At 64.9% G+C, this 17,783-nt stretch carries 21 protein-coding genes; 17 read left to right on the top strand and 4 right to left on the bottom strand.

Translation table 11 applies throughout. The features are described 5' to 3' along the window. The first annotated feature begins 163 nt into the window (after positions 1–163). On the top strand, positions 164–862 hold the full coding sequence (locus NRG23_RS05865; protein ID WP_257373970.1) for an alpha/beta hydrolase: 699 nt from the start codon (positions 164–166) through the stop codon (positions 860–862). A gap of 45 nt (positions 863–907) precedes the next feature. Here the strand turns inward: NRG23_RS05865 and NRG23_RS05860 are convergent, their stop codons facing one another. Then, the gene (locus NRG23_RS05860; RefSeq protein WP_257373969.1) at positions 908–2,020 is read right to left on the bottom strand and encodes an endonuclease/exonuclease/phosphatase family protein; all 1,113 of its coding nucleotides are present in this window, start codon (positions 2,018–2,020) and stop codon (positions 908–910) included. A 216-nt stretch (positions 2,021–2,236) separates the two neighbouring features. Between NRG23_RS05860 and thpR the strand changes: the two genes are divergently transcribed. Together thpR and NRG23_RS05850 are read left to right on the top strand one after the other, a co-directional pair. Beyond that, positions 2,237–2,773: an RNA 2',3'-cyclic phosphodiesterase gene (thpR, locus tag NRG23_RS05855; protein WP_257373968.1), complete on the top strand. Its 537-nt coding sequence runs from the start codon at positions 2,237–2,239 to the stop codon at positions 2,771–2,773. A 103-nt stretch (positions 2,774–2,876) separates the two neighbouring features. Continuing rightward, positions 2,877–3,068 (top strand): hypothetical protein, encoded by a 192-nt coding sequence (locus tag NRG23_RS05850; protein WP_009048622.1) that lies wholly within the window; start codon positions 2,877–2,879, stop codon positions 3,066–3,068. A 16-nt stretch (positions 3,069–3,084) separates the two neighbouring features. Here the strand turns inward: NRG23_RS05850 and NRG23_RS05845 are convergent, their stop codons facing one another. Beyond that, on the bottom strand, positions 3,085–3,570 hold the full coding sequence (locus NRG23_RS05845; protein WP_257373966.1) for an adenosine-specific kinase: 486 nt from the start codon (positions 3,568–3,570) through the stop codon (positions 3,085–3,087). Positions 3,571–3,910: 340 nt separating this feature from the next. Here NRG23_RS05845 and NRG23_RS05840 point away from each other — a divergent pair, with 340 nt between their 5' ends. The 4 genes from NRG23_RS05840 (at position 3,911) to NRG23_RS05825 (ending at position 6,771) form a co-directional block, all read left to right on the top strand. After that, complete coding sequence (locus NRG23_RS05840) at positions 3,911–4,192, top strand: DUF3303 domain-containing protein (protein ID WP_016704577.1); 282 nt, start codon at positions 3,911–3,913, stop codon at positions 4,190–4,192. A gap of 61 nt (positions 4,193–4,253) precedes the next feature. Next, positions 4,254–4,526: a DUF4242 domain-containing protein gene (locus NRG23_RS05835; RefSeq protein ID WP_009048626.1), complete on the top strand. Its 273-nt coding sequence runs from the start codon at positions 4,254–4,256 to the stop codon at positions 4,524–4,526. Positions 4,527–4,747: 221 nt separating this feature from the next. After that, positions 4,748–5,737 (top strand): DUF2157 domain-containing protein, encoded by a 990-nt coding sequence (locus NRG23_RS05830; protein WP_016704578.1) that lies wholly within the window; start codon positions 4,748–4,750, stop codon positions 5,735–5,737. After that, the gene (locus tag NRG23_RS05825) at positions 5,734–6,771 is read left to right on the top strand and encodes a DUF2157 domain-containing protein (protein ID WP_038631964.1); all 1,038 of its coding nucleotides are present in this window, start codon (positions 5,734–5,736) and stop codon (positions 6,769–6,771) included. Before NRG23_RS05830 ends, NRG23_RS05825 begins: the two co-directional genes overlap by 4 nt. Positions 6,772–6,830: 59 nt before the next feature. Here the strand turns inward: NRG23_RS05825 and NRG23_RS05820 are convergent, their stop codons facing one another. Beyond that, positions 6,831–7,184 carry a hypothetical protein gene (locus NRG23_RS05820; protein ID WP_009048629.1) on the bottom strand — a complete coding sequence of 118 codons (354 nt, stop codon included), beginning with the start codon at positions 7,182–7,184 and terminating at the stop codon, positions 6,831–6,833. A 480-nt stretch (positions 7,185–7,664) separates the two neighbouring features. Between NRG23_RS05820 and ltnD the strand changes: the two genes are divergently transcribed. From ltnD to NRG23_RS05790, 6 genes are all read left to right on the top strand, one after another. Then, the gene (gene ltnD / locus NRG23_RS05815; protein ID WP_009048630.1) at positions 7,665–8,570 is read left to right on the top strand and encodes an L-threonate dehydrogenase; all 906 of its coding nucleotides are present in this window, start codon (positions 7,665–7,667) and stop codon (positions 8,568–8,570) included. 10 nt (positions 8,571–8,580) lie between these two features. Beyond that, a complete protein-coding gene (otnK, locus tag NRG23_RS05810; protein WP_257373963.1) occupies positions 8,581–9,873 on the top strand; it encodes a 3-oxo-tetronate kinase in 1,293 nt (430 codons plus the stop codon). After that, complete coding sequence (locus NRG23_RS05805) at positions 9,870–10,520, top strand: aldolase (protein ID WP_124334663.1); 651 nt, start codon at positions 9,870–9,872, stop codon at positions 10,518–10,520. Before otnK ends, NRG23_RS05805 begins: the two co-directional genes overlap by 4 nt. Positions 10,521–10,712: 192 nt before the next feature. After that, entirely contained in the window at positions 10,713–12,173 is a 1,461-nt protein-coding gene (locus NRG23_RS05800) for an SLC13 family permease (protein WP_028682193.1), read from the top strand. A gap of 19 nt (positions 12,174–12,192) precedes the next feature. Next, positions 12,193–12,975, top strand: a complete 783-nt coding sequence (gene otnI, locus NRG23_RS05795) for a 2-oxo-tetronate isomerase (protein WP_081361784.1) — start codon at positions 12,193–12,195, stop codon at positions 12,973–12,975. Positions 12,976–13,140: 165 nt separating this feature from the next. Continuing rightward, the gene (locus tag NRG23_RS05790; RefSeq protein WP_257373962.1) at positions 13,141–13,554 is read left to right on the top strand and encodes a hypothetical protein; all 414 of its coding nucleotides are present in this window, start codon (positions 13,141–13,143) and stop codon (positions 13,552–13,554) included. A gap of 18 nt (positions 13,555–13,572) precedes the next feature. On the opposite strand, the gene NRG23_RS05785 is transcribed toward NRG23_RS05790, so the two are convergent. Then, positions 13,573–14,406, bottom strand: a complete 834-nt coding sequence (locus NRG23_RS05785) for a DeoR/GlpR family DNA-binding transcription regulator (RefSeq protein ID WP_257373961.1) — start codon at positions 14,404–14,406, stop codon at positions 13,573–13,575. Positions 14,407–14,747: 341 nt separating this feature from the next. Here NRG23_RS05785 and NRG23_RS05780 point away from each other — a divergent pair, with 341 nt between their 5' ends. From NRG23_RS05780 to NRG23_RS05765, 4 genes are all read left to right on the top strand, one after another. Next, positions 14,748–15,062: a hypothetical protein gene (locus NRG23_RS05780; protein ID WP_124301463.1), complete on the top strand. Its 315-nt coding sequence runs from the start codon at positions 14,748–14,750 to the stop codon at positions 15,060–15,062. A 126-nt stretch (positions 15,063–15,188) separates the two neighbouring features. After that, positions 15,189–15,785: an antitoxin Xre/MbcA/ParS toxin-binding domain-containing protein gene (locus tag NRG23_RS05775; protein WP_009048638.1), complete on the top strand. Its 597-nt coding sequence runs from the start codon at positions 15,189–15,191 to the stop codon at positions 15,783–15,785. Then, positions 15,785–16,282, top strand: a complete 498-nt coding sequence (locus NRG23_RS05770) for an RES family NAD+ phosphorylase (protein ID WP_009048639.1) — start codon at positions 15,785–15,787, stop codon at positions 16,280–16,282. The genes NRG23_RS05775 and NRG23_RS05770 overlap by 1 nt, the downstream gene beginning before the upstream one ends. A 345-nt stretch (positions 16,283–16,627) precedes the next feature. Next, a complete protein-coding gene (locus NRG23_RS05765) occupies positions 16,628–17,716 on the top strand; it encodes a DUF3396 domain-containing protein (protein WP_257373958.1) in 1,089 nt (362 codons plus the stop codon). Positions 17,717–17,783 lie beyond the last annotated feature (67 nt).

Raw genomic sequence — 17,783 nt, 5'->3', positions numbered from 1 at the left:
GGCACCGTCCCCTTCGATAATGAGCGGGCCCGAGCATAAGCCAGCACGGGGGAGGGCGTCTCCTGCCTGTCACTTGACGAGCGACCTGCCCCGCAATGCCTAGGGCCCGGCAGTACCGTCGCCAGCGGCGAGCGGTCTTTATCCAGACAGAGGATTCAAGGTCATGAGTGGTCAGCCTACGATTGTGTTGGTGCATGGTTTTTGGGGCGATGCGGCCCATTGGAGCAAGGTGATCATCGAGCTTTCGCGCAAGGGCTACAGCGCGATCCGCGCGGTGGAAATACCCTTGACGTCGCTGGCCGATGACGTCGAACGCACCCGCAAGATGATTGCCCAGGTCGATGGCCCGGTGTTGCTGGTGGGGCATTCCTACGGCGGCGCGGTGATTACCGAAGTGGGCGACCAGTCCAATGTGGTTGGGCTGGTGTATATCGCCGCCTTCGCCCCGGATGCCGGGGAAAGCCCGGGCTCGATCACCCAGCAGCACCTGCCCGTGGCGGCGGCCAACCTCGAGCCCGACAGCGATGGCTACCTGTGGCTCAAGCCGCAGGCCTTCCATGAGAGCTTCTGCCAGGACCTGGGCGCCGACGAAGCGCTGGTCATGGCGGTGACCCAGAAGGCGCCGCTGGCCAGCACCTTCGGCGACACCATCAGCGCGCCGGCCTGGAAGAACAAGCCGTCCTGGTACCAGATCTCCAGCGACGACCGCATGATCCACCCGCGCAACCAGCAACTGATGGCCGCTCGGCTCAACCCCCAAAAGACCCTGACCCTGGCCAGCTCCCATGCCTCGCTGGCCTCGCGGGCGGCGGAGGTCGCGGCCTTTATCCACGAGGCCGCCAGCGCCAGCGTCCAGGGCTGACAAGGCCGTGTTTCAGGCCCCGCTCGGGAGCGGGGCCTGTTCGGCTTACAGGTCCAGGTCGACCCACACCGCCGCGTGATCCGAACCGGCGTTTTCCTTCTTGTCCAACTGCGGGTAGACCTCCCAGCGCTTGGGTTTGCTGCCCGGCCACATGCCCTTGCGCCATACGCCGCCGGCGGTGACGGTGGCGAACAGCGCGGGAGACAGCAGCAGGTAGTCGATCTTGTTCGCCGCCTTGCAGGTGTCGAAGGTGCCGGGGTAACCGCCGTCATCGAAGGCCGGATGGACGAAGGCATCCTTGAGGTCGGTGCCCTTGAGCAAGGGCTCCAGCGGCGCGCTGTCCGGGGTGTCGTTGAAGTCGCCGACCACCGCGATATAGATCTCGCCTTGGGCCACCAGCGCCTGGTAGATGAGCTTGATCCGTTCGGCCTGGGCCAGGCGTTTTTTTGCCGAAGCCGCGAGACTGCCGAAGCCTTTGCTCTTGAGGTGATTGACCAGCACGATCAGCTGCTTGCCGTCAGATAGCGGGATCTGGAACTGCGCGCAATCGCGGGAAAAGATCAGCTCGCCGTTGGCCGCGGTGTCGTCGACATGGCTGCGCAGCTGGCCGATGGGGTAGCCCTCGGCGGTCATCAGGCCGACGTCGATGCCTCGCGTATCGTTTCCGTCGATCAGCATCACATGCCGGAACAGCGGGCCGCCCAGGGCGCCGATGATCTCCGTATTGAAGTCGCGCAGGGCCGGGCGGCTTTCCGCCTCGACCACCGCCAGCACATCGGCTTGCAGGTCGATCATCACCCGCGCGGTATTGCGCATGGCTTCCAGGTCCACCGGGGCCTCGATCAGCTCCAGCGAGCCGACCCACTCGGTGCGCCCATTGGCGACAATCTCCAGGCCGCCGGCCTTGGGCCGCTTGACCAGGCTGCCGCGGTTCTGCCGCAGGATCACGAAGGGCCCCTGGTCCGACTTGCTCAGCCCCAGCTCGGTCAGCAGCTTGACCATCTGCGCCTTGTCCTGGTCCGTGTAGATGGGCTCGCCCAGCAACTGGTTGAGCCGGGCGAAACGCTCCAGCACAGGCCGGCCCTCGGCCCAGCCTTCCAGGTTCATGGCCTTGGCGCGGTTGAACAGGTTTTCAACGTTGTAGGACGCGAGTCTCATCGTGCTCTTCCTGTGAAAGGGGGCGGACGTCAATGAGCATTACAACCGATAAAAATGACCGAATGCCGACAGGCGCGGCGTCTTGTTGCCTTCTTTATGCTGAACTCAAGAAAGGGCTAAACCGGCCTGAGATTCCCGGTGGGCGAGTCGCAGAGGGCCGGTGGGGGAACGGCCTGACAGACAGCACTTCGTCCGAACCGAACCGGAGGACAGGGCATGAATGATGAGTCCCGCGAGCCGTTCAAGCGGCTGTTCTTCGCCTTGCCCTGCACCGTCGCCCAACGCCGGGCCATCGCCCAGTGGCGCGGCGCGCTGGGCCTCAGGAGCGGCCGGCCGGTGGCGGCGGAAAACTTTCATTTGACCCTGATGTTCCTGGGCTCGGTCGCGGTGGCGCAGATTCCGCGGATCTGCGCCGCGGCGGCGAGCGTGCGCACCTGTGGCGAGCCGCTGGACGTCCCGCTCGACCGCCTGGAGGTCTGGCGCCGGGCCGGGGTCTTGTTGCTGGCGCCGACACAGGCGCCGCTGGAGTTGCGCCAGCTGGTGTATGCCTTGCAGGAAGCGCTGCTGCCACTGGGGCTGGTCGATTCGCCGCGGGAGTTTCGTCCGCACTTGACCTTGATGCGCGACTATCGGGCGCCGGTGCCCGAGTCCCAGACCCCTGCGGACTTTCACCTGAGTGCCCGGCACTTCGCCCTGTTCGAGTCGCATAAAGGCCGTTACCGGCCACTGGCCGAATGGGCGCTGGCGCGCTGACGGTCGGAGCAGCCCTGTCGACAGGCTCACCGATCAGCCGAAATCCGCGTGCCTCAAGGCCTGAACGTTATAGTTGATGAGGCCGAATCAATGGGAGGAGGACATGCGTCAGATCGTCAGCAAAGAGCCCTGGTGGGCCGCGCCGCCGAAACCGGGCCAGGATGAGTCCGAGCTGGAGTGGGGCTGGCTGGTCACCTACAGCGAGGGCGAGCCGCGCTTCGAGTTCGTCAAGGAGCGTCCTTCGGAGCAGGAAATCCGTCAGCGCAAGAGTTGCCGGACCACGCCGTCCGAGTAGCCTGTCGGCGCAGCGCTTACTGCTTGTAGCCGATCTGCCGCAGCAGGTTCTTGCGCCACAGGATGTCGTCGTCGCCTTCCAGGCCCTTGGCGCAGAAGCCATCCACCACCCCCAGCACCGCCCGGCCCTGCGCCGTTTCCGCGAGAATCACCTGGGTCGGGTTGGCGGTCGCGCAGAAGATGCGGCACACCTCAGGCACCATCTTCAGGGTGTTGAGCACGTTCAACGGATAAAAACCGTCGCCGAGAAACACGATGAAACTATGGCCGGCGGCGATCGCCTGGGCGTTTTTTTGCGCCAGCGCGATCATCGTCGGATCGCTGCCGGACCAGCGCACCAGGCATTGGCCGGAGGCTTCGCAAAAGGCCAGGCCAAAGGCGATGTTCGGCACGGCGCCGACCAGGGCTTCGTGGATGTCCTCGATGGACTTGATGAAGTGGGTCTGGCCGAAAATGAAGTTGGTGGCTTCCGGCTTGTCGATGTTCACGCTGATCAGTTGCATCTCGAACCGCTCCTTGCCGGTGTCGCGCGGCGCTAGGGGGCGTTGGCGGAAAGGGTGGGCCCGTCGCAGCCGTTATCGGGGCGACGGGATTGCTTCCAGCAACAGATCAAGCATAGCCATTCATTGGCCGCGGCTTCGCTCGTTCGCGCTTGGGGCGGGAGCGTCCTGGAAACAGGATCGGCGGTCATGCGCCGACCGCGCAAGGCTGCTATGCCTTCCCTAGGGGGCAATGGTTTCGGGCCGGCCGAGAGGCGGGGCGATGCCGATGCGTGGCCGTGGTCACGGTGCCTGCCTGGCGCACGCAATGAACAACGGGCGCCCGTTTCGCAGGAGGTGGCAGATGTTATTCATTGTCAGTTGGTCAATCAGCCCCGAACGTCGTAACAGTGCGATCGAGCGATTTCTCAAGACGGGTGGGGCGCCACCCGCAGGGGTGAGCATGCTGGGGCGCTGGCATGCCGTCGGTGGCATGACGGGGTTTGGTATCGCACAGACCGACGATCTCACGCTGATGCAGAAATGGGTGCTGGAGTGGAGCGACCTGCTCAGGATGGACGTGCACCCGGCGCTGACCGATGAACAGGCCGCGCCGTTGCTGGCGGCGGTGATCGGCAAGCAATAGCCGTTGGCGATCGGCCTGAAGCTGTTGCTTCGGCAAGAGCGGGACAGAACTGGAGGTTGTCATGCCTAAATTTGTGATTGAACGCGATTTCCCGGGCGCTGGAGCGCTGTCGGCGCAGGATCTGCAAGGAATCGCGCAAAAGTCCTGCAAGGTGCTCGATGAACTGGGGCCGCAGGTGCAGTGGCTGCACAGCTACGTCACCGGCGACAAAATCTACTGCGTCTATATCGCGCCAGGCGAGGAGCTCATCCGGGAGCATGCCCGGCAAGGCGGCTTTCCGGCGGACCGGGTATCGCGGGTGACCTCGATCATCGATCCGACGACAGCGGAGTAGTGCCTTGCGGTGACAGGCGCGCGCCTGGCTCGGCATACCCTTGCCCCAGGGCGAGGTGAGGCCGCTGGCCGGAAAACAAGGCCGCCCTCGGGGCGGCCTTTTTCATCGGCGCGGCGTGCCGCGTTAGCGTTGCGAGGCGTCTTGCCAGGCACAGGCTCGGCTATGCTGCACAGTCGACGGCCGGTTGGCGGCCGATGTCCACACCTTGAACCAAGAGCGCCATGAGAAAAACCACCCAGCAGATGTTGCTCCACGAAATCGCCGACTGGCGCCACCGTGGCCTGATCGATGCCGAGGCGCAGCAGCGGCTCGGCGCCTTGTATGAACGTCCCGAACACCGCCTGTCCACGGTCTTGCAATGGCTGGGTATCGGCGCGGTGCTGCTGATCGGCATGGCGGTGCTGGGCGGCATTGGCCTGCTGGCCGAGTCGGTGCTGGTGGGGGCGGTGCTGTTTTTCGCCGCCGGGGTCGGGCTGTGGCTGATCGGCGCGCGCCTGGCCCGCGACCCGGCGCGGCGCATGCCGGTCACCGGGGTGGCGATCCTGACCATCGGTCTGATCCTGATGGGCGCCAGCCTGTTGCTCGGCAGCTCCGACAGCGAGACCGGCGAGTTCGGCAACCTGCCGCTGGCGCTGCTGGTCACCGCCGCCCTGAGCATCGCCACCGCCTATGGCTATCGCCTGCGCTGGCCGCTGCTGCTGGGCCTGCTCTGCGTCTTCCACGGCTTGGGTTCGTGGGAGTGGTATGGCGGTTCCGGCACGTACTATTTCGGCATCCAGGACCCGCGCTCCATGGCCGTGATCGCCGCGCTGACGGCGCTCCTGGGGCTGTGGCACCAGCACGCCGAGGATCATGCCTTGCGCCGGTTCAGCGGTTTCGGACGGCTGTATGTGATCTTCGGGCTGCTGTACTTCAACTGCTCGCTGTGGTTCCTCAGCCTGGAGGAAGCTTACCGCCAGCCCCTGACCTGGACCCTGTTGTTCACCCTCGGCGCCATCGTCCAGCTGGTGCTCGGTGCGCGCTTCAAGCACCCCAGCTTCACCGGTTTCGGCGTGGTGTTCCTCGGCATCGACCTGTACACGCGCTTTTATGAGTACGCCTGGGAACAGCTGAGCGCTGCGATGTTCTTTGCCGTGGCCGGCGCAGTGGGCATGCTCCTGGGCTGGTTGTTCGAACGCACCGCGCTGCGCGCCGGGGAGGCTGGCCAATGAACCCGGATCGCCGTAATCGCCAGGTGCACAACGCCCTGGACCAATGGCTGCGCGACGGCCTGATCGACACCCAGGCCCACGCGCGGATCGCCGAGCTGTACCCGCTGACCCGCTGGGACTGGCGTTCCCTGGGGCGCTGGTTCCTGACCTTCGGCGCCATCAGCCTGGCGGCTGGGCTGCTGATCCTGCTGCATGAACACCTGACGTTCACCTTGCCGAAACTGGCCGGTGGCCTGGGCGTATTGATGGTCGGGCTGTTTGCCGCCGGGCGCTGGCTGCTGGGCAAGCAGTTGAAGCTGCTCGGCGCGACCCTGGAGTTGCTCGGCGGCTTTGCCCTGATCGGCCTGAGCCTGGTGCTGGGCATGATCTACTCCGACGGCTCGGGCAACTGGCCGGCGCTGTTGCTGGTGGACCTGCTGCTGTTGCTGGTGCTCAGTTATGTGCTGAACAACGCCTTGCTGCTGACCCTGTGCAGTGTGCTGTTCTTCGTCTGGTTCGGCGGGCGCAGCGGTTACGAGTCGGGTTGGGGCGCCTACTGGTTCGGCATGAACTATCCGCTGCGTTTCCTCGGCGCGGCCCTGGCCATGGCGCTGTTCGGTTTTGTTCATCTGTGGGGCGAGGCGTCAACGCTTGCCCGTTATCGCGGCTTTGCCAAGGTGTGGATTTCCGCCGGGCTGTTCATGGCGCAGATGTCGTTGTGGCTGCTGTCGCTGTTCGGCAGCTACGACCTGATCGACGGCCCCTGGCACCTGGCCGAATCCGGCGAGCTGGTGTTGTTCAACGGGCTGTGGGCGGCGTTCAGCCTGGGCCTGTTGGCGCTGGGCATTCGCCTGCGCTTTTCCATGCTGGTGGGTTATGGCGCGACCTTCTTCATCATCCAGCTGTACACGCTGTTCTTCACCCAGCTGGCGGAAACCCTGGGCTGGTTCGTCAGCCTGCTGATCGCCGGCGGCAGCCTGCTGGGGCTGGTGGTCTGGCTGGAAGGCAAACGCCAGCAACGCCGGGCTGGGCCGGGCGAAGCGGAATCGGTGTAGGGCAGGGGAGTAGCCCATGCCCGAAGTTGCGGGCATGGGCGGACGACAGACGACGGGCGTCAGGCCGTCAGTCGTTTTTCAATATCCCGGTAGGTCTCGCTGTCTGTGGCCGCCAGCAGTTTGCGGCCATCCTTGAAGGTGGCGATGAAGGTCACCTCGGTTTCCTTGCCGGCTATCAGGTAGCCCGCCAGAGCACCCACCGGACCCAGCAGCATGGCCCCGGCAATGCCGTAGCCAATGGCGTCCCTGTTGGTGATGCTGTCCTGTGTCGCGATTTCCAGATGTTTGAATGCGGAGGCTTTGACCTCGACCCCCGGTGAGGGGTTGGTGGCTGTGGCCAACCTGAAGACTCCCTGACGATACTCACCATTCCCTTGTAGAAAATCACCAGCCAATACATTGATCTTTGCCATGTTGAATATCCTTGTTCAAGCATTGCGGAATTGACCATACAGCGCTGTCCGGCGCCCACCGTCAATCGGTGGACGATGAAGGGCGGTACCGCTGATCGTTGATGTTGCGCCTAACAGCATCGGTCTCGAGTGTAGACGCCTGGTTGACGCAGATCAGTGCGCTGGTCGCAATGGGCTACCGCTCGTCTGTTTGATTCTGCGCGGGCTGCAAGGCTGTCGCGGGGTGCCTGGCGTCCGTGTTCGGCAATGTTAATAAATGTTAGGTTGAAAAAATACTTCACATAATCTGTTCATTGGTAGATGATCGGCCACAACCTGATAACAACAAATCACAGGACGGCCCTTCGATGTCCGACAAGGTCTCGATTCACCTGCCAAGCGACCCTGTCGCCCCCGCCGCCCGTGCTCCCATTTATCCCGCGGCCCGCCGCTCGCGCCTTGCCGGCGCGGACCAGGCTGCTGTCTTCCCTGGAGTACCCCATGAATAACAAGAATGTCGGTGTTGTCGGCCTGGGCGCGATGGGCCTGGGCATTGCCCGCTCGCTGCTGCGCGCGGGTTTCAATGTGCATGCCTGTGACGTGCGTGAAGCGGTCACCCAACAGTTCGCCAGCGAAGGCGGGGTGGCCTGTGCGTCGCCGGCGCGAATGGCCGAAGCCTGCGATGTGATCATCACGGTGGTGGTCAACGCCGAGCAGACCGAAACCGTGCTGTTTGGTGGAGAGGGCGCGGTGTCGGCCTTGGGGGCCGGCAGCCTGGTGATCGGTTGCGCCACCGTGGCGCCGACCTACGCCGTGGAGCTGGGCGAGCGCCTGGCCGAACAGGGCCTGCTGTACCTCGACGCGCCGATCTCCGGCGGCGCGGCCAAGGCCGCCGCCGGCGAGATGACCATGATGACCTCCGGCCCGGCGGCCGCCTACGCCAAGGCCGAAGCGATCCTCGCCGGCATGGCGGGCAAGGTCTATCGCCTGGGCGACGCCCACGGCCTGGGTTCCAAGGTCAAGATCATCAACCAGCTGCTGGCCGGGGTGCACATCGCCGCGTCCGCCGAAGCCATGGCCCTGGGCCTGCGCGAAGGGGTGGACGCCGACGCCCTGTACGAAGTGATCACCCACAGCGCCGGCAACTCCTGGATGTTCGAGAACCGTGTGCCGCACATCCTCAAGGCCGACTACACACCGCTGTCGGCGGTGGACATCTTCGTCAAGGACCTGGGCCTGGTGCTGGATACCGCCCGCGCCAGCAAATTCCCCCTGCCGCTGTCGGCCACCGCGCATCAGATGTTCATGCAGGCCTCCAGCGCCGGTTTCGGCCGCGAGGACGACTCGGCGGTGATCAAGATTTTCCCGGGCATCGACCTGCCGACCGCCAAGCCCGAGCCTGTCTGAGGAAGCTTTCATGACCGATTCCACCGCACGCCCGCTGCTGGGCTGCATCGCCGACGATTTCACCGGCGCCACCGACCTGGCCAACATGCTGGTGCGCGGCGGCATGCGCACGGTGCAAAGCATCGGCATCCCGAGCCGCGAAGTGGCGGCCGGGCTGGATGCCGACGCTATCGTCATCGCCCTCAAGTCGCGCACCACGCCGGCTGCCGAGGCAGTCGAGGAGTCCCTCGCGGCCCTGGACTGGCTGCGCGAACAGGGCTGCGAGCAGATCTTCTTCAAGTACTGCTCGACCTTCGATTCCACCGCCGCCGGCAATATCGGCCAGGTCAGCGAGGCCTTGCTCAAGGCCCTGAACAGCGATTTCACCCTGGCTTGCCCGGCGTTCCCGGAAAACGGCCGGACCATCTTTCGTGGCCACCTGTTCGTCCAGGACCAGTTGCTCAGCGAGTCGGGCATGCAGCATCACCCGCTGACGCCGATGATCGACGCCAACCTGGTGCGCGTGCTGCAGGCCCAGACCCAGCTGAAAGTCGGCCTGCTGCGCTATGACAGCATCGCCGGGGGCGTCGAGGCGGTGCGGGCGAAGATCGCCGAACTGCGCCAGCAGGGGATCGGCATGGCCATCGCCGATGCGCTGTCCGACCAGGACCTCTATACCCTCGGCAGCGCCTGCGCCGACCTGCCGCTGCTCACCGGCGGCTCGGGCCTGGCCCTGGGCCTGCCGGGCAACTTCCGCCGCGCCGGCAAACTGCGCGACTTCGATGCGGCGTCGCTGCCGACCGTCGAAGGCGGCGAAGTGGTGCTGGCCGGCAGCGCCTCGGTGGCTACCATCGGCCAGGTCGCGGCCTGGCTGGAGGCTGATCGTCCGGCCCTGCGCATCGACCCCATGGCCCTGGCCGCCGGCGAACCGGTGGTGGAGCAGGCCCTGGCTTTTGCCCGCGACAGTGACGAAACCGTACTGATCTACGCCACCAGCACCCCGGCCGAGGTCAAGGCGGTGCAACAGCAACTCGGCGTCGAGCGCGCCGGCACCCTGGTGGAGAACGCCTTGGGCGAGATCGCCGCGGGCCTGCGCCAGAACGGCGTGCACCGCTTCGTGATTGCCGGTGGCGAAACCTCCGGTGCGGTGGTCAAGGCGCTCGGGGTAAATCTGTTGCAGATCGGCGCGCAGATCGACCCGGGCGTACCGGCCACCCTCAGCAACGCCGCCGAGCCGTTGGCGCTGGCCCTGAAGTCCGGCAACTTCGGCAGCCGCGACTTCTTTGCCAAGGCCCTCAGGCAACTGGCCGGAGGTGGCCAATGAGCGCCGCGGCGAGCAAGGAACAGGCCCTGCGCGAAGAGATCTGCGACGTCGGCCGCAGCCTCTACCAGCGCGGCTACACCGTGGGCAGCGCCGGCAATATCAGCGCGCGCCTCGACGATGGCTGGCTGATCACCCCGACCGACGTCTGCCTCGGCCGCCTCGATCCGGCGGCCATCGCCAAGGTCAACCTGGCGGGGGAGTGGGTGTCCGGCAACAAGCCATCCAAGACCCTGGCCCTGCATCGCCAGGTCTATGACCGCAACCCGAGCGTCGGTGGCGTGGTGCACACCCATTCCACCCACCTGGTGGCGTTGACCCTGGCTGGTGTATGGCGGCCGGACGACATCCTGCCGCCGCTGACGCCGTACCAGGTGATGAAGGTCGGGCACATTCCGCTGATCGGCTACCAGCGCCCGGGTTCGCCCAAGGTCGCCGAGCAGGTGGCGCAACTGGCCAACAGCGTGCGCGGGGTGATGCTCGAACGCCTGGGGCCGGTGGTCTGGGAAAGCTCGGTGGCCAAGGCCAGCTACGCCCTGGAAGAACTGGAAGAAACCGCGCGACTCTGGCTGATGAGCAACCCCAAGCCCGCGCCGCTGGATCAGGCAGCCCTGGATGAGCTGCGCGAGACCTTCGGCGCGCACTGGTAGGTAGCGCGCCGCTGCAACTCGAAACTGTAAACCGACATTGCAAGCACCGCCCGGGAGTCGTCGTCAGGCTCTCGAGGGCCCCGGCTTGCCTGAAAAAACAATAACAACAGGACATCCCCGCATGACGTTCCCTGACTGCAGCTGTTTTGGTTTCACCAGCGCTTCTTTCTCTTATGAGGGAGGTGCCGCGCAATGAGCCCGCTTATCCTGATGTTGACGGCCGGCGCGGGCATCGCGCTGCTGCTGTTCCTGGTGCTCAAGTACAAGTTCCAGCCCTTTGTCGCGCTGATGCTGGTGAGCATCCTGGTGGCGCTGGTGGCCGGGGTGAAACCGGCCGACCTGGTGGCGACCATCGAAGGCGGCATGGGCAAGACCCTCGGCCATATCGCGATCATCATTGCCTTGGGCGCGATGATCGGGCGGATCATCGAACTGTCCGGCGGCGCCGAGGCCCTGGCCAAGTCGCTGATCGAGCGTTTCGGCAACCGCCGCACGCCGCTGGCGCTGACCATCGCCGGGTTCATCATCGGCGTGCCGGTGTTCTTCGAGGTGGGGGTGATCATCCTCATGCCGCTGGCCTATGGCGTGGCCCGGCGGGCGCGCAAGCCGCTGCTGGTGTTCGCCTTGCCGATGTGCGCGGCGCTGCTCACCGTGCATGCGTTCCTGCCGCCCCATCCGGGCGCCGTGGCCGCGGCCAGCCAGCTGGGCGCCGACCTGGGCCGGGTGCTGATGTTCGGCCTGCCGATCACCGCCTTCCTGTGTTACGTCGGCTACCGCGTGGCCGGGCGCATGACCCGGCGCTTCTACCCGATGACCGACGACATCCGCGCCGAAGTCTATGGCCCCCACGTGACCAACGAGGACCTGCTGGCCTGGACCAACGGCAATGCCAAGGACCCGCAACAGGCCGCGGTGGCGGTGTCCCACATGGGCCTGGAAGAATCCACCAGCGCCATAGTCGCCAAGCTGCCGCCCGCGCCTGCGCCCGGTTTCGGCCTGATCGTCAGCCTGATCCTGTTGCCGATCGTGCTGATCCTGCTGGGCACCCTGGCCACTTCGCTGCTGCCGGCCGAATCGACCTTGCGCGGTGTCATGACCGTGCTCGGCGCGCCGCTGGTGGCGCTGCTGATCGATACCTTGCTGTGCGCCTGGCTGCTGGGTTCGCGCCGTGGCTGGAGCCGTAGCCAGGTGTCGGACGTGATCGGCTCGGCCTTGCCGGGCGTGGCCATGGTGATCCTGATCGCCGGGGCCGGCGGGGTGTTCGGCAAGGTGCTGGTGGACACCGGGATCGGCGCGGTGGTCTCCGACCTGCTGCGCACCACCGGCCTGCCGGTGCTGGCCCTGGGCTTCTTGCTGACCATGCTGCTGCGCGCGGTGCAGGGTTCGACCACCGTGGCCCTGGTGACCACTGCCGGGATCATCAGCCCGCTGATCGCCACCCTGAACCTGACCCCCAACCACATGGCGCTGCTGTGCCTGGCCATGGGCGGTGGCGGGCTGGCGATGTCGCATATCAACGACGCCGGCTACTGGATCTTCACCAAGCTCGCCGGGCTCAACGTGGCCGACGGCCTGCGCACCTGGACCGTGATCACCACCTTGCTCGGTACCCTGGGTTTCTGTATTACCTTGCTGATCTGGCCTTTTGTCTGAGCCGTTTTTAGGAGCCAACATGCCTCGTTTTGCTGCCAACCTAAGCATGCTCTACCCGCAACACGGGTTTCTCGACCGTTTCGCCGCCGCGGCGGCCGACGGTTTCGAAGCGGTGGAATACCTGTTCCCCTACGACTACAGCGCCGAGGAACTCAAGCAGCGCCTGAGCGACAACGGCCTGGTCCAGGCGCTGTTCAACGCGCCGCCCGGCGACTGGGCGGCGGGCGAGCGGGGCACTGTGACCCTGCCGGGGCGCGAGGCGGAATTCCGCGCCGGTTTCGACCGCGCCCTGGAGTACGCCGCGGTGCTGGGCAACTCGCGGATCCATGTGATGGCCGGCCTGCTGCCCTCGGAAAGCCTGCGCGAACGCCATCACGCGGTGTACCTGGAGAACCTGGCCTACGCCACCGCCCAGGCGGCCAAGGTCGGCGTCACGGTGCTGCTGGAGCCGATCAACACCCGCGACATGCCGGGCTTCTTCCTCAACCGCCAGGACCAGGCCCAGGCGATCTGCAAGGAAGTCGGCGCGAGCAACCTCAAGGTGCAGTTCGACTGCTACCACTGCCAGATCGTCGAGGGCGACCTGGCGACCAAGCTGCGCCGCGACTTCGCCGGCATCGGCCATATCCAGATCGCCGGCGTGCCGGATCGCCACGAGCCGGACCTGGGCGAGCTGCACTATCCGTATCTGTTCGCGCTTATGGACCAGCTGGGCTACGACGGCTGGGTCGGTTGCGAGTACCGGCCGCGGGGCGATACCTCGGCCGGCCTGCAATGGCTGCGGGACTGGAAAGCCTTCTGAGGGGCTGGCAGGGCGGCTGCACTGGTCAGTGCCTACCGCCCGCGAAGCGTGATTCTGCGCGAATCTGAACATTTCTGAAGGTGTCGGCCTTCGCCTCCCACCTGCGGGTACATTGGCTCCCTGTCGCCAGGGCCATCACTGGTGCCATCAATGGGAGCGGGGAACATGGAAAAGTCGATATTCGTCGATCAGTCGGGCCTGGACGATGCGCCTTGCCGCCCGCGCGATCTGCATTGGGAACAGATCCCCACCGTGACCCTGGAGCGCATCGAGCGCGAATACCGCCGCGCCCGGCGCACCACCATGCTTGGCCAGTGGATCAATATCGCCAGCGTGCTGCTGGTGGTGCTGAGCGCCGCCTGCGGCCTCTGGCTGTGGAACCACTTCCGCGCCCAGGGGCTGGACCAGGGCTTCGGCCTGCGGCAACTGTTCGTGCTGCTGTTCTTTTTCTCCAGCCTGTGCGCGGTGGTGGAGTGGTTGCGGCGCATTCGCCGCACCACCCGGGTGGCCCTCGACGGCTTGGGCGAAGACCTGCGGGATATCGCCTGCGTGCTGTGGTTCAGAAAACAGCACCGCTGAGACGCGCTCGGCCGGCTGTCAGTCCTTGGCTGCCTTGACTTCCGGGTCGGACGGCAGCAGCAATTCCACCCCTTGCTTGCGAATCCCGTCCGCCGCGGCCTGGGCCAGGTCGTCGTCGCTGATGATCACGTCGAACTGCTCCAGCCCGGCGATGCGGTACATGCTGAAGGTGCCGTACTTCGAACTGCTGGCCACCAGCACCATCTGGGACGCCGACTGCATCGCCACCTGCTTGACCTCGACCTTCAACGCCGACGGCGTGGTGATGCCGCGGCGCAGGTCCCAGGAGCTGGTGGACATAAAGGCGATATCGGTCACCACCTGACGCAGGGTCGCCACCGCCAGCCCGCCGACGCAGGAATGGTTGTCGTGGTCGAGCTGGCCGCCGGTGTGGATCACCGTCACCTGCGGCGCCTCCATCAGCGCCTGGACGATACCGAAGTCGTTGGTCACCACGGTCATGCCCGACAGCGCCTTGATGTACGGCACGATCTCCAGGGTGCTGGTGCCGGCGTCCAGGTACACCGTCATGTCCGCGTGCAGCAGGCGCGCCGCCAGCCGGGCCATGGCCTGCTTCTGCGGCAGCTCGACCACCGCCTTGCTCTGGTGGCTCGGCTCGCTGTGCAACTGGCTGGCGATACGCACCCCGCCGGTCACCGAATAGGCCCGGCCTTCCTGCTCCAGCAGCGCGATATCGCGGCGCACGGTCATGTGCGAGCAGTCGAACATCTCCATCAACTGATGCACGCTCAACACCTGGTGCTTGCGCAACTGGCGCAGAATCAGCTCGCGACGCTGCTCGGGAATCATCGGGGCGCCGCTATCGCTGGCGATGTCCTTGGGGTTGGGCATTGAGGCTCCGCAGTGGTTGGGCAGAAGGCGGGTAACTGGCGGACATAGTAGCGAATCCGCGAGGAGTGGACGAGAAGCGGTGCACACCGGCTTCTTCCGTAGGAGCGAGGCTTGCCCGCGATGAACGATAGCGCGGTATCCCGGTATTGCGCATGACGGCTATCGCGGGCAATCGAGCGTCGACCGGCCGCTCCTACAGAATGGCGCGTGCTTCTTCTGTAGGAGCGCAGCTTGCTCGCGATGAACGATGACGCGGTATCCCGGTATTGCGCGTGACGGCTATCGCGGGCAAGCCTCGCTCCTACAGAATGGCGTGTACGAGCGGTTACCAAGGAACGGTCATGGACCCCAAACGTTATGAACACCTGACAATCAGCGTCGAGCCCCATGAAATGCGCATGAGCCATTGGGTATACGCCCCGAAGGTGGTGGATGGTCGCGATGGCCGGGTGCTGCTGGACCTGAGCGGCGGGCCCTGGGACCTGGTATCCAGCTCGCAATCGACAACGGCGGTGGAACTGCTGCTGCGCCAGTACCCCGGAGATCGTGAAGCGATCTGCCTGAGCATTCGCCTGGCCGACAACAGCCTGTGGCTGGAGGGCACTGCGGTTGCCGCCGAGGATATCGAACGGGCGCTGGAGCGGGCGCAGGGCTGAGCGGCGCCGTGGCGCATGCCGGCGAAGCGTCACCGGGCCCTGGCGACCGTTGGTAAGCTGGCGGTTCTTTCTTTTGCCAAATGGCATTATTATTAATGCCATCTGTCATCAGGCAGGGAGATGAGCATGACCGCCGCAGCCAAGAATACCGCCACCGTGAAACCTTCAGCCAAGGCCGAGAAGGTCAAGGGCGTTGCGCCCAAGGCCATCGCCAAGGTCGAGCCACGCAAGCCCTCCGCAAGCCGCATCCCCAAGGCCAAGGCTAACCTGCTGCGTGAAGAGGCGGCGGTCTATGCGCTGCCTTCGCCCATGGTGCGCGGGCTGCTGCCGGGCACCGACGCCGATGACCCCATGGCGGTCTTCAGGGCCACCCAGCTGGGGTTCTCCCTCGGCGCGGTGATCGAGCTGGTGGAGTCGGTCGAGGCCTTCAAGCGCTACAACGTGCTGTCGAAGATCGTCGGTTTCTCCGAGCGCACCCTGGCGCGGCGGCTGAAGAACCAGGAGCAGGCCCTGACCCCCGAACAGAGCGCCCGCGCCTTGCACTACGCGCAAGTGCTGGAAAAGGCCGAGGCGGTACTGGGCTCGCGGGCGCTGGCCGAAGACTGGATGACCCAGCCGGCCCTGGGCCTGGATGGCGAAGTCCCCATCGACCTGCTGGCCAACCCGGTGGGCTATGAACTGGTGACGGACTTTCTGCACCGGCTCGAGTTCGGGGTCTACTGATGCTCACCGACCCCCTGGCCCCGTCCCTGCATTTCTGGCGCCTCGACCAGGCCCGGCATGCCTCGACCTGGAACAGCGGCATCGGCGCCGAAGGCAGCGGCGGCCGCTGGAACCCCAAGGGCCTGCAAGTGGTGTACGCCAGCCTGGACGCCTCGACCGCCATCCTGGAAGTGGCGGTGCACAAAGGCTTCAAGGCCCTCGACTGCCTGCCCCACACCCTGACCGCCGCCCGGGTGCTGGACCCCTCAAAGGTCCACACCGTCCGCCCCGAAGACATCCCCAACCCCAACTGGCTGATCCCCGGCACCCCCAGCCACAGCCAACAAGCCTTCGGCGCCAGCCTGCTGGAACAGCACCCCTTCGTACTGATCCCCTCCAGCGTGTCGCGCCATAGCTGGAATTTGCTGATCAACCCATTGCTGGCCACGGGGTTGTATGAGCTGGTGTTGCAGGAGCGCTTTGCGCTGGATGGAAGGTTGAGTCCGCCGGAGCGTTAAGGGAGAAGCAACTCGCATCACAAAGAGACTTTTGGGGTCTTCAGTTCAGAACTGTCCTACAGCCTGTTTGTAGTCATTTGGCGTAACGTTCCACCGCCAACTGCTGACAATTTTGCCTCCATCCTGATGGGGGCATTTTTTTGGCAATGTGGAAGCGGACAGGATCCCAATGAAACTGTTCACGCACTACGTCTGGCCAGCGGGGGGGCGCTCACTGACCTCACTCGATACGCAGGCCAACTCACGCTGCCCTTGGGCGGCATGTACAACTTCAAGGAAGGCCCATAGTGAAATACACCGTAGAGGAAGGGCAGTGAACTGGCCTATTAATTCGGAGGAAGTCTTATGGAACAGGAGTTCAATTTGGCTGAGGAGCTGGCCAAACAGCCTCATCTGCTGGAAGTGCCCGGCAACCTGCTAATGAAGGGTGGCCCCGAGGACTATATCGGCGCCGTGCTCTGCCTACGGGGCACGCTCTACTTCAAGGAGGCCCATACCCCTCTGGTGCGCGAGGCACTGTGCCAATGCTTCGACGAGTTCAAGCGATTGGCCGAGCCTTATCTCACCTGGCTTTGGCGTGAGGAACCGCCAGAGGGCAAGCCGCTGACGGCGTACCCTGATGCAAAGCCATTGCGCGACATGCTGGCCAATATGGATGAGGATTACCCGCTGAGCTTTTACTACACCAGCGGCAAGCAATCTAACGATGCGAGCGCTTGGTACTTCGATATTTTTGGCCAAGCTGCTTGGGAAGCCAAGATAGGGGATGACCTTAGCGTTCTGGAGTTCTCCATACCACTTCTCTACCAGGAACAGCAGCCACTGAGATTCTTGCAACTGTTCCTGGACTTTGCACGGCGACTGAACCCAGAGCAGGGCTATGCTGGCCATGCCTACAACCTCTCAATAACCAACCGGGACGATAATCAGCCGACTGAGGCTTTTATGGCTGCGCGCATGCCTGGCCTGGATGTCGGCACTGCGGGATTGCTGGCTAATCGTCCGAAGTTCAAACCCGCCAGGATCAAGACCGTCAGTTGGTTGACCGTACTCGATCAGGAACGCCTGGACCTGGTTGGGGGGCTGGACGCTTTGCGTGCCCAACTGCCCTCCAGCCATTTCGCTTTCTACGACTACGGTGCCGGCGTGGTGATCCAGGCCGGAGCCTACCCCTACCTCGGCGGCGATGCCGAAGACCCGAGGCCCGCCCCCTACGTACTGCTGAACCATGTCCTCAAGGGCATCCGCTACGAGACCGTGGGCTCGTTGCACGGAGGTTCTCACGACGGCGAACTGCGCCTGGTCGGCTGGTCGGCCGATCAGTGGCTCAAACGCCTGGATGTGGATGAGAGTGAGATAGCTGGCTGGCGTGCCAGGCTGCTTGCTGACGAACCCAGCCTGGACGCTGCGAACACCCTGGTAGAGCGCCTTTAGTTTTGCTCAGGTGCAGCCGGCATGGCCTCTTATGCTGCGGGGAAGGCCGGAGAGAAAGGGGGTGAAA

This window comes from Pseudomonas sp. T8, from assembly GCF_024610635.1.
GTDB lineage: Bacteria > Pseudomonadota > Gammaproteobacteria > Pseudomonadales > Pseudomonadaceae > Aquipseudomonas > Aquipseudomonas chlororaphis_I.
This window is presented reverse-complemented; position numbering and strand designations above follow the sequence as displayed.

Excerpts from the sequence above, each read along its gene's own strand:
- NRG23_RS05865 (WP_257373970.1), top strand. The coding sequence starts at position 164 with ATGAGTGGTCAGCCTACGATTGTGTTGGTGCATGGTTTTTGGGGCGAT.
- NRG23_RS05860 (WP_257373969.1), bottom strand. The coding sequence starts at position 2,020 with ATGAGACTCGCGTCCTACAACGTTGAAAACCTGTTCAACCGCGCCAAG.
- thpR (WP_257373968.1), top strand. The coding sequence starts at position 2,237 with ATGAATGATGAGTCCCGCGAGCCGTTCAAGCGGCTGTTCTTCGCCTTG.
- NRG23_RS05850 (WP_009048622.1), top strand. The coding sequence starts at position 2,877 with ATGCGTCAGATCGTCAGCAAAGAGCCCTGGTGGGCCGCGCCGCCGAAA.
- NRG23_RS05845 (WP_257373966.1), bottom strand. The coding sequence starts at position 3,570 with ATGCAACTGATCAGCGTGAACATCGACAAGCCGGAAGCCACCAACTTC.
- NRG23_RS05840 (WP_016704577.1), top strand. The coding sequence starts at position 3,911 with ATGTTATTCATTGTCAGTTGGTCAATCAGCCCCGAACGTCGTAACAGT.
- NRG23_RS05835 (WP_009048626.1), top strand. The coding sequence starts at position 4,254 with ATGCCTAAATTTGTGATTGAACGCGATTTCCCGGGCGCTGGAGCGCTG.
- NRG23_RS05830 (WP_016704578.1), top strand. The coding sequence starts at position 4,748 with ATGAGAAAAACCACCCAGCAGATGTTGCTCCACGAAATCGCCGACTGG.
- NRG23_RS05825 (WP_038631964.1), top strand. The coding sequence starts at position 5,734 with ATGAACCCGGATCGCCGTAATCGCCAGGTGCACAACGCCCTGGACCAA.
- NRG23_RS05820 (WP_009048629.1), bottom strand. The coding sequence starts at position 7,184 with ATGGCAAAGATCAATGTATTGGCTGGTGATTTTCTACAAGGGAATGGT.
- ltnD (WP_009048630.1), top strand. The coding sequence starts at position 7,665 with ATGAATAACAAGAATGTCGGTGTTGTCGGCCTGGGCGCGATGGGCCTG.
- otnK (WP_257373963.1), top strand. The coding sequence starts at position 8,581 with ATGACCGATTCCACCGCACGCCCGCTGCTGGGCTGCATCGCCGACGAT.
- NRG23_RS05805 (WP_124334663.1), top strand. The coding sequence starts at position 9,870 with ATGAGCGCCGCGGCGAGCAAGGAACAGGCCCTGCGCGAAGAGATCTGC.
- NRG23_RS05800 (WP_028682193.1), top strand. The coding sequence starts at position 10,713 with ATGAGCCCGCTTATCCTGATGTTGACGGCCGGCGCGGGCATCGCGCTG.
- otnI (WP_081361784.1), top strand. The coding sequence starts at position 12,193 with ATGCCTCGTTTTGCTGCCAACCTAAGCATGCTCTACCCGCAACACGGG.
- NRG23_RS05790 (WP_257373962.1), top strand. The coding sequence starts at position 13,141 with ATGGAAAAGTCGATATTCGTCGATCAGTCGGGCCTGGACGATGCGCCT.
- NRG23_RS05785 (WP_257373961.1), bottom strand. The coding sequence starts at position 14,406 with ATGCCCAACCCCAAGGACATCGCCAGCGATAGCGGCGCCCCGATGATT.
- NRG23_RS05780 (WP_124301463.1), top strand. The coding sequence starts at position 14,748 with ATGGACCCCAAACGTTATGAACACCTGACAATCAGCGTCGAGCCCCAT.
- NRG23_RS05775 (WP_009048638.1), top strand. The coding sequence starts at position 15,189 with ATGACCGCCGCAGCCAAGAATACCGCCACCGTGAAACCTTCAGCCAAG.
- NRG23_RS05770 (WP_009048639.1), top strand. The coding sequence starts at position 15,785 with ATGCTCACCGACCCCCTGGCCCCGTCCCTGCATTTCTGGCGCCTCGAC.
- NRG23_RS05765 (WP_257373958.1), top strand. The coding sequence starts at position 16,628 with ATGGAACAGGAGTTCAATTTGGCTGAGGAGCTGGCCAAACAGCCTCAT.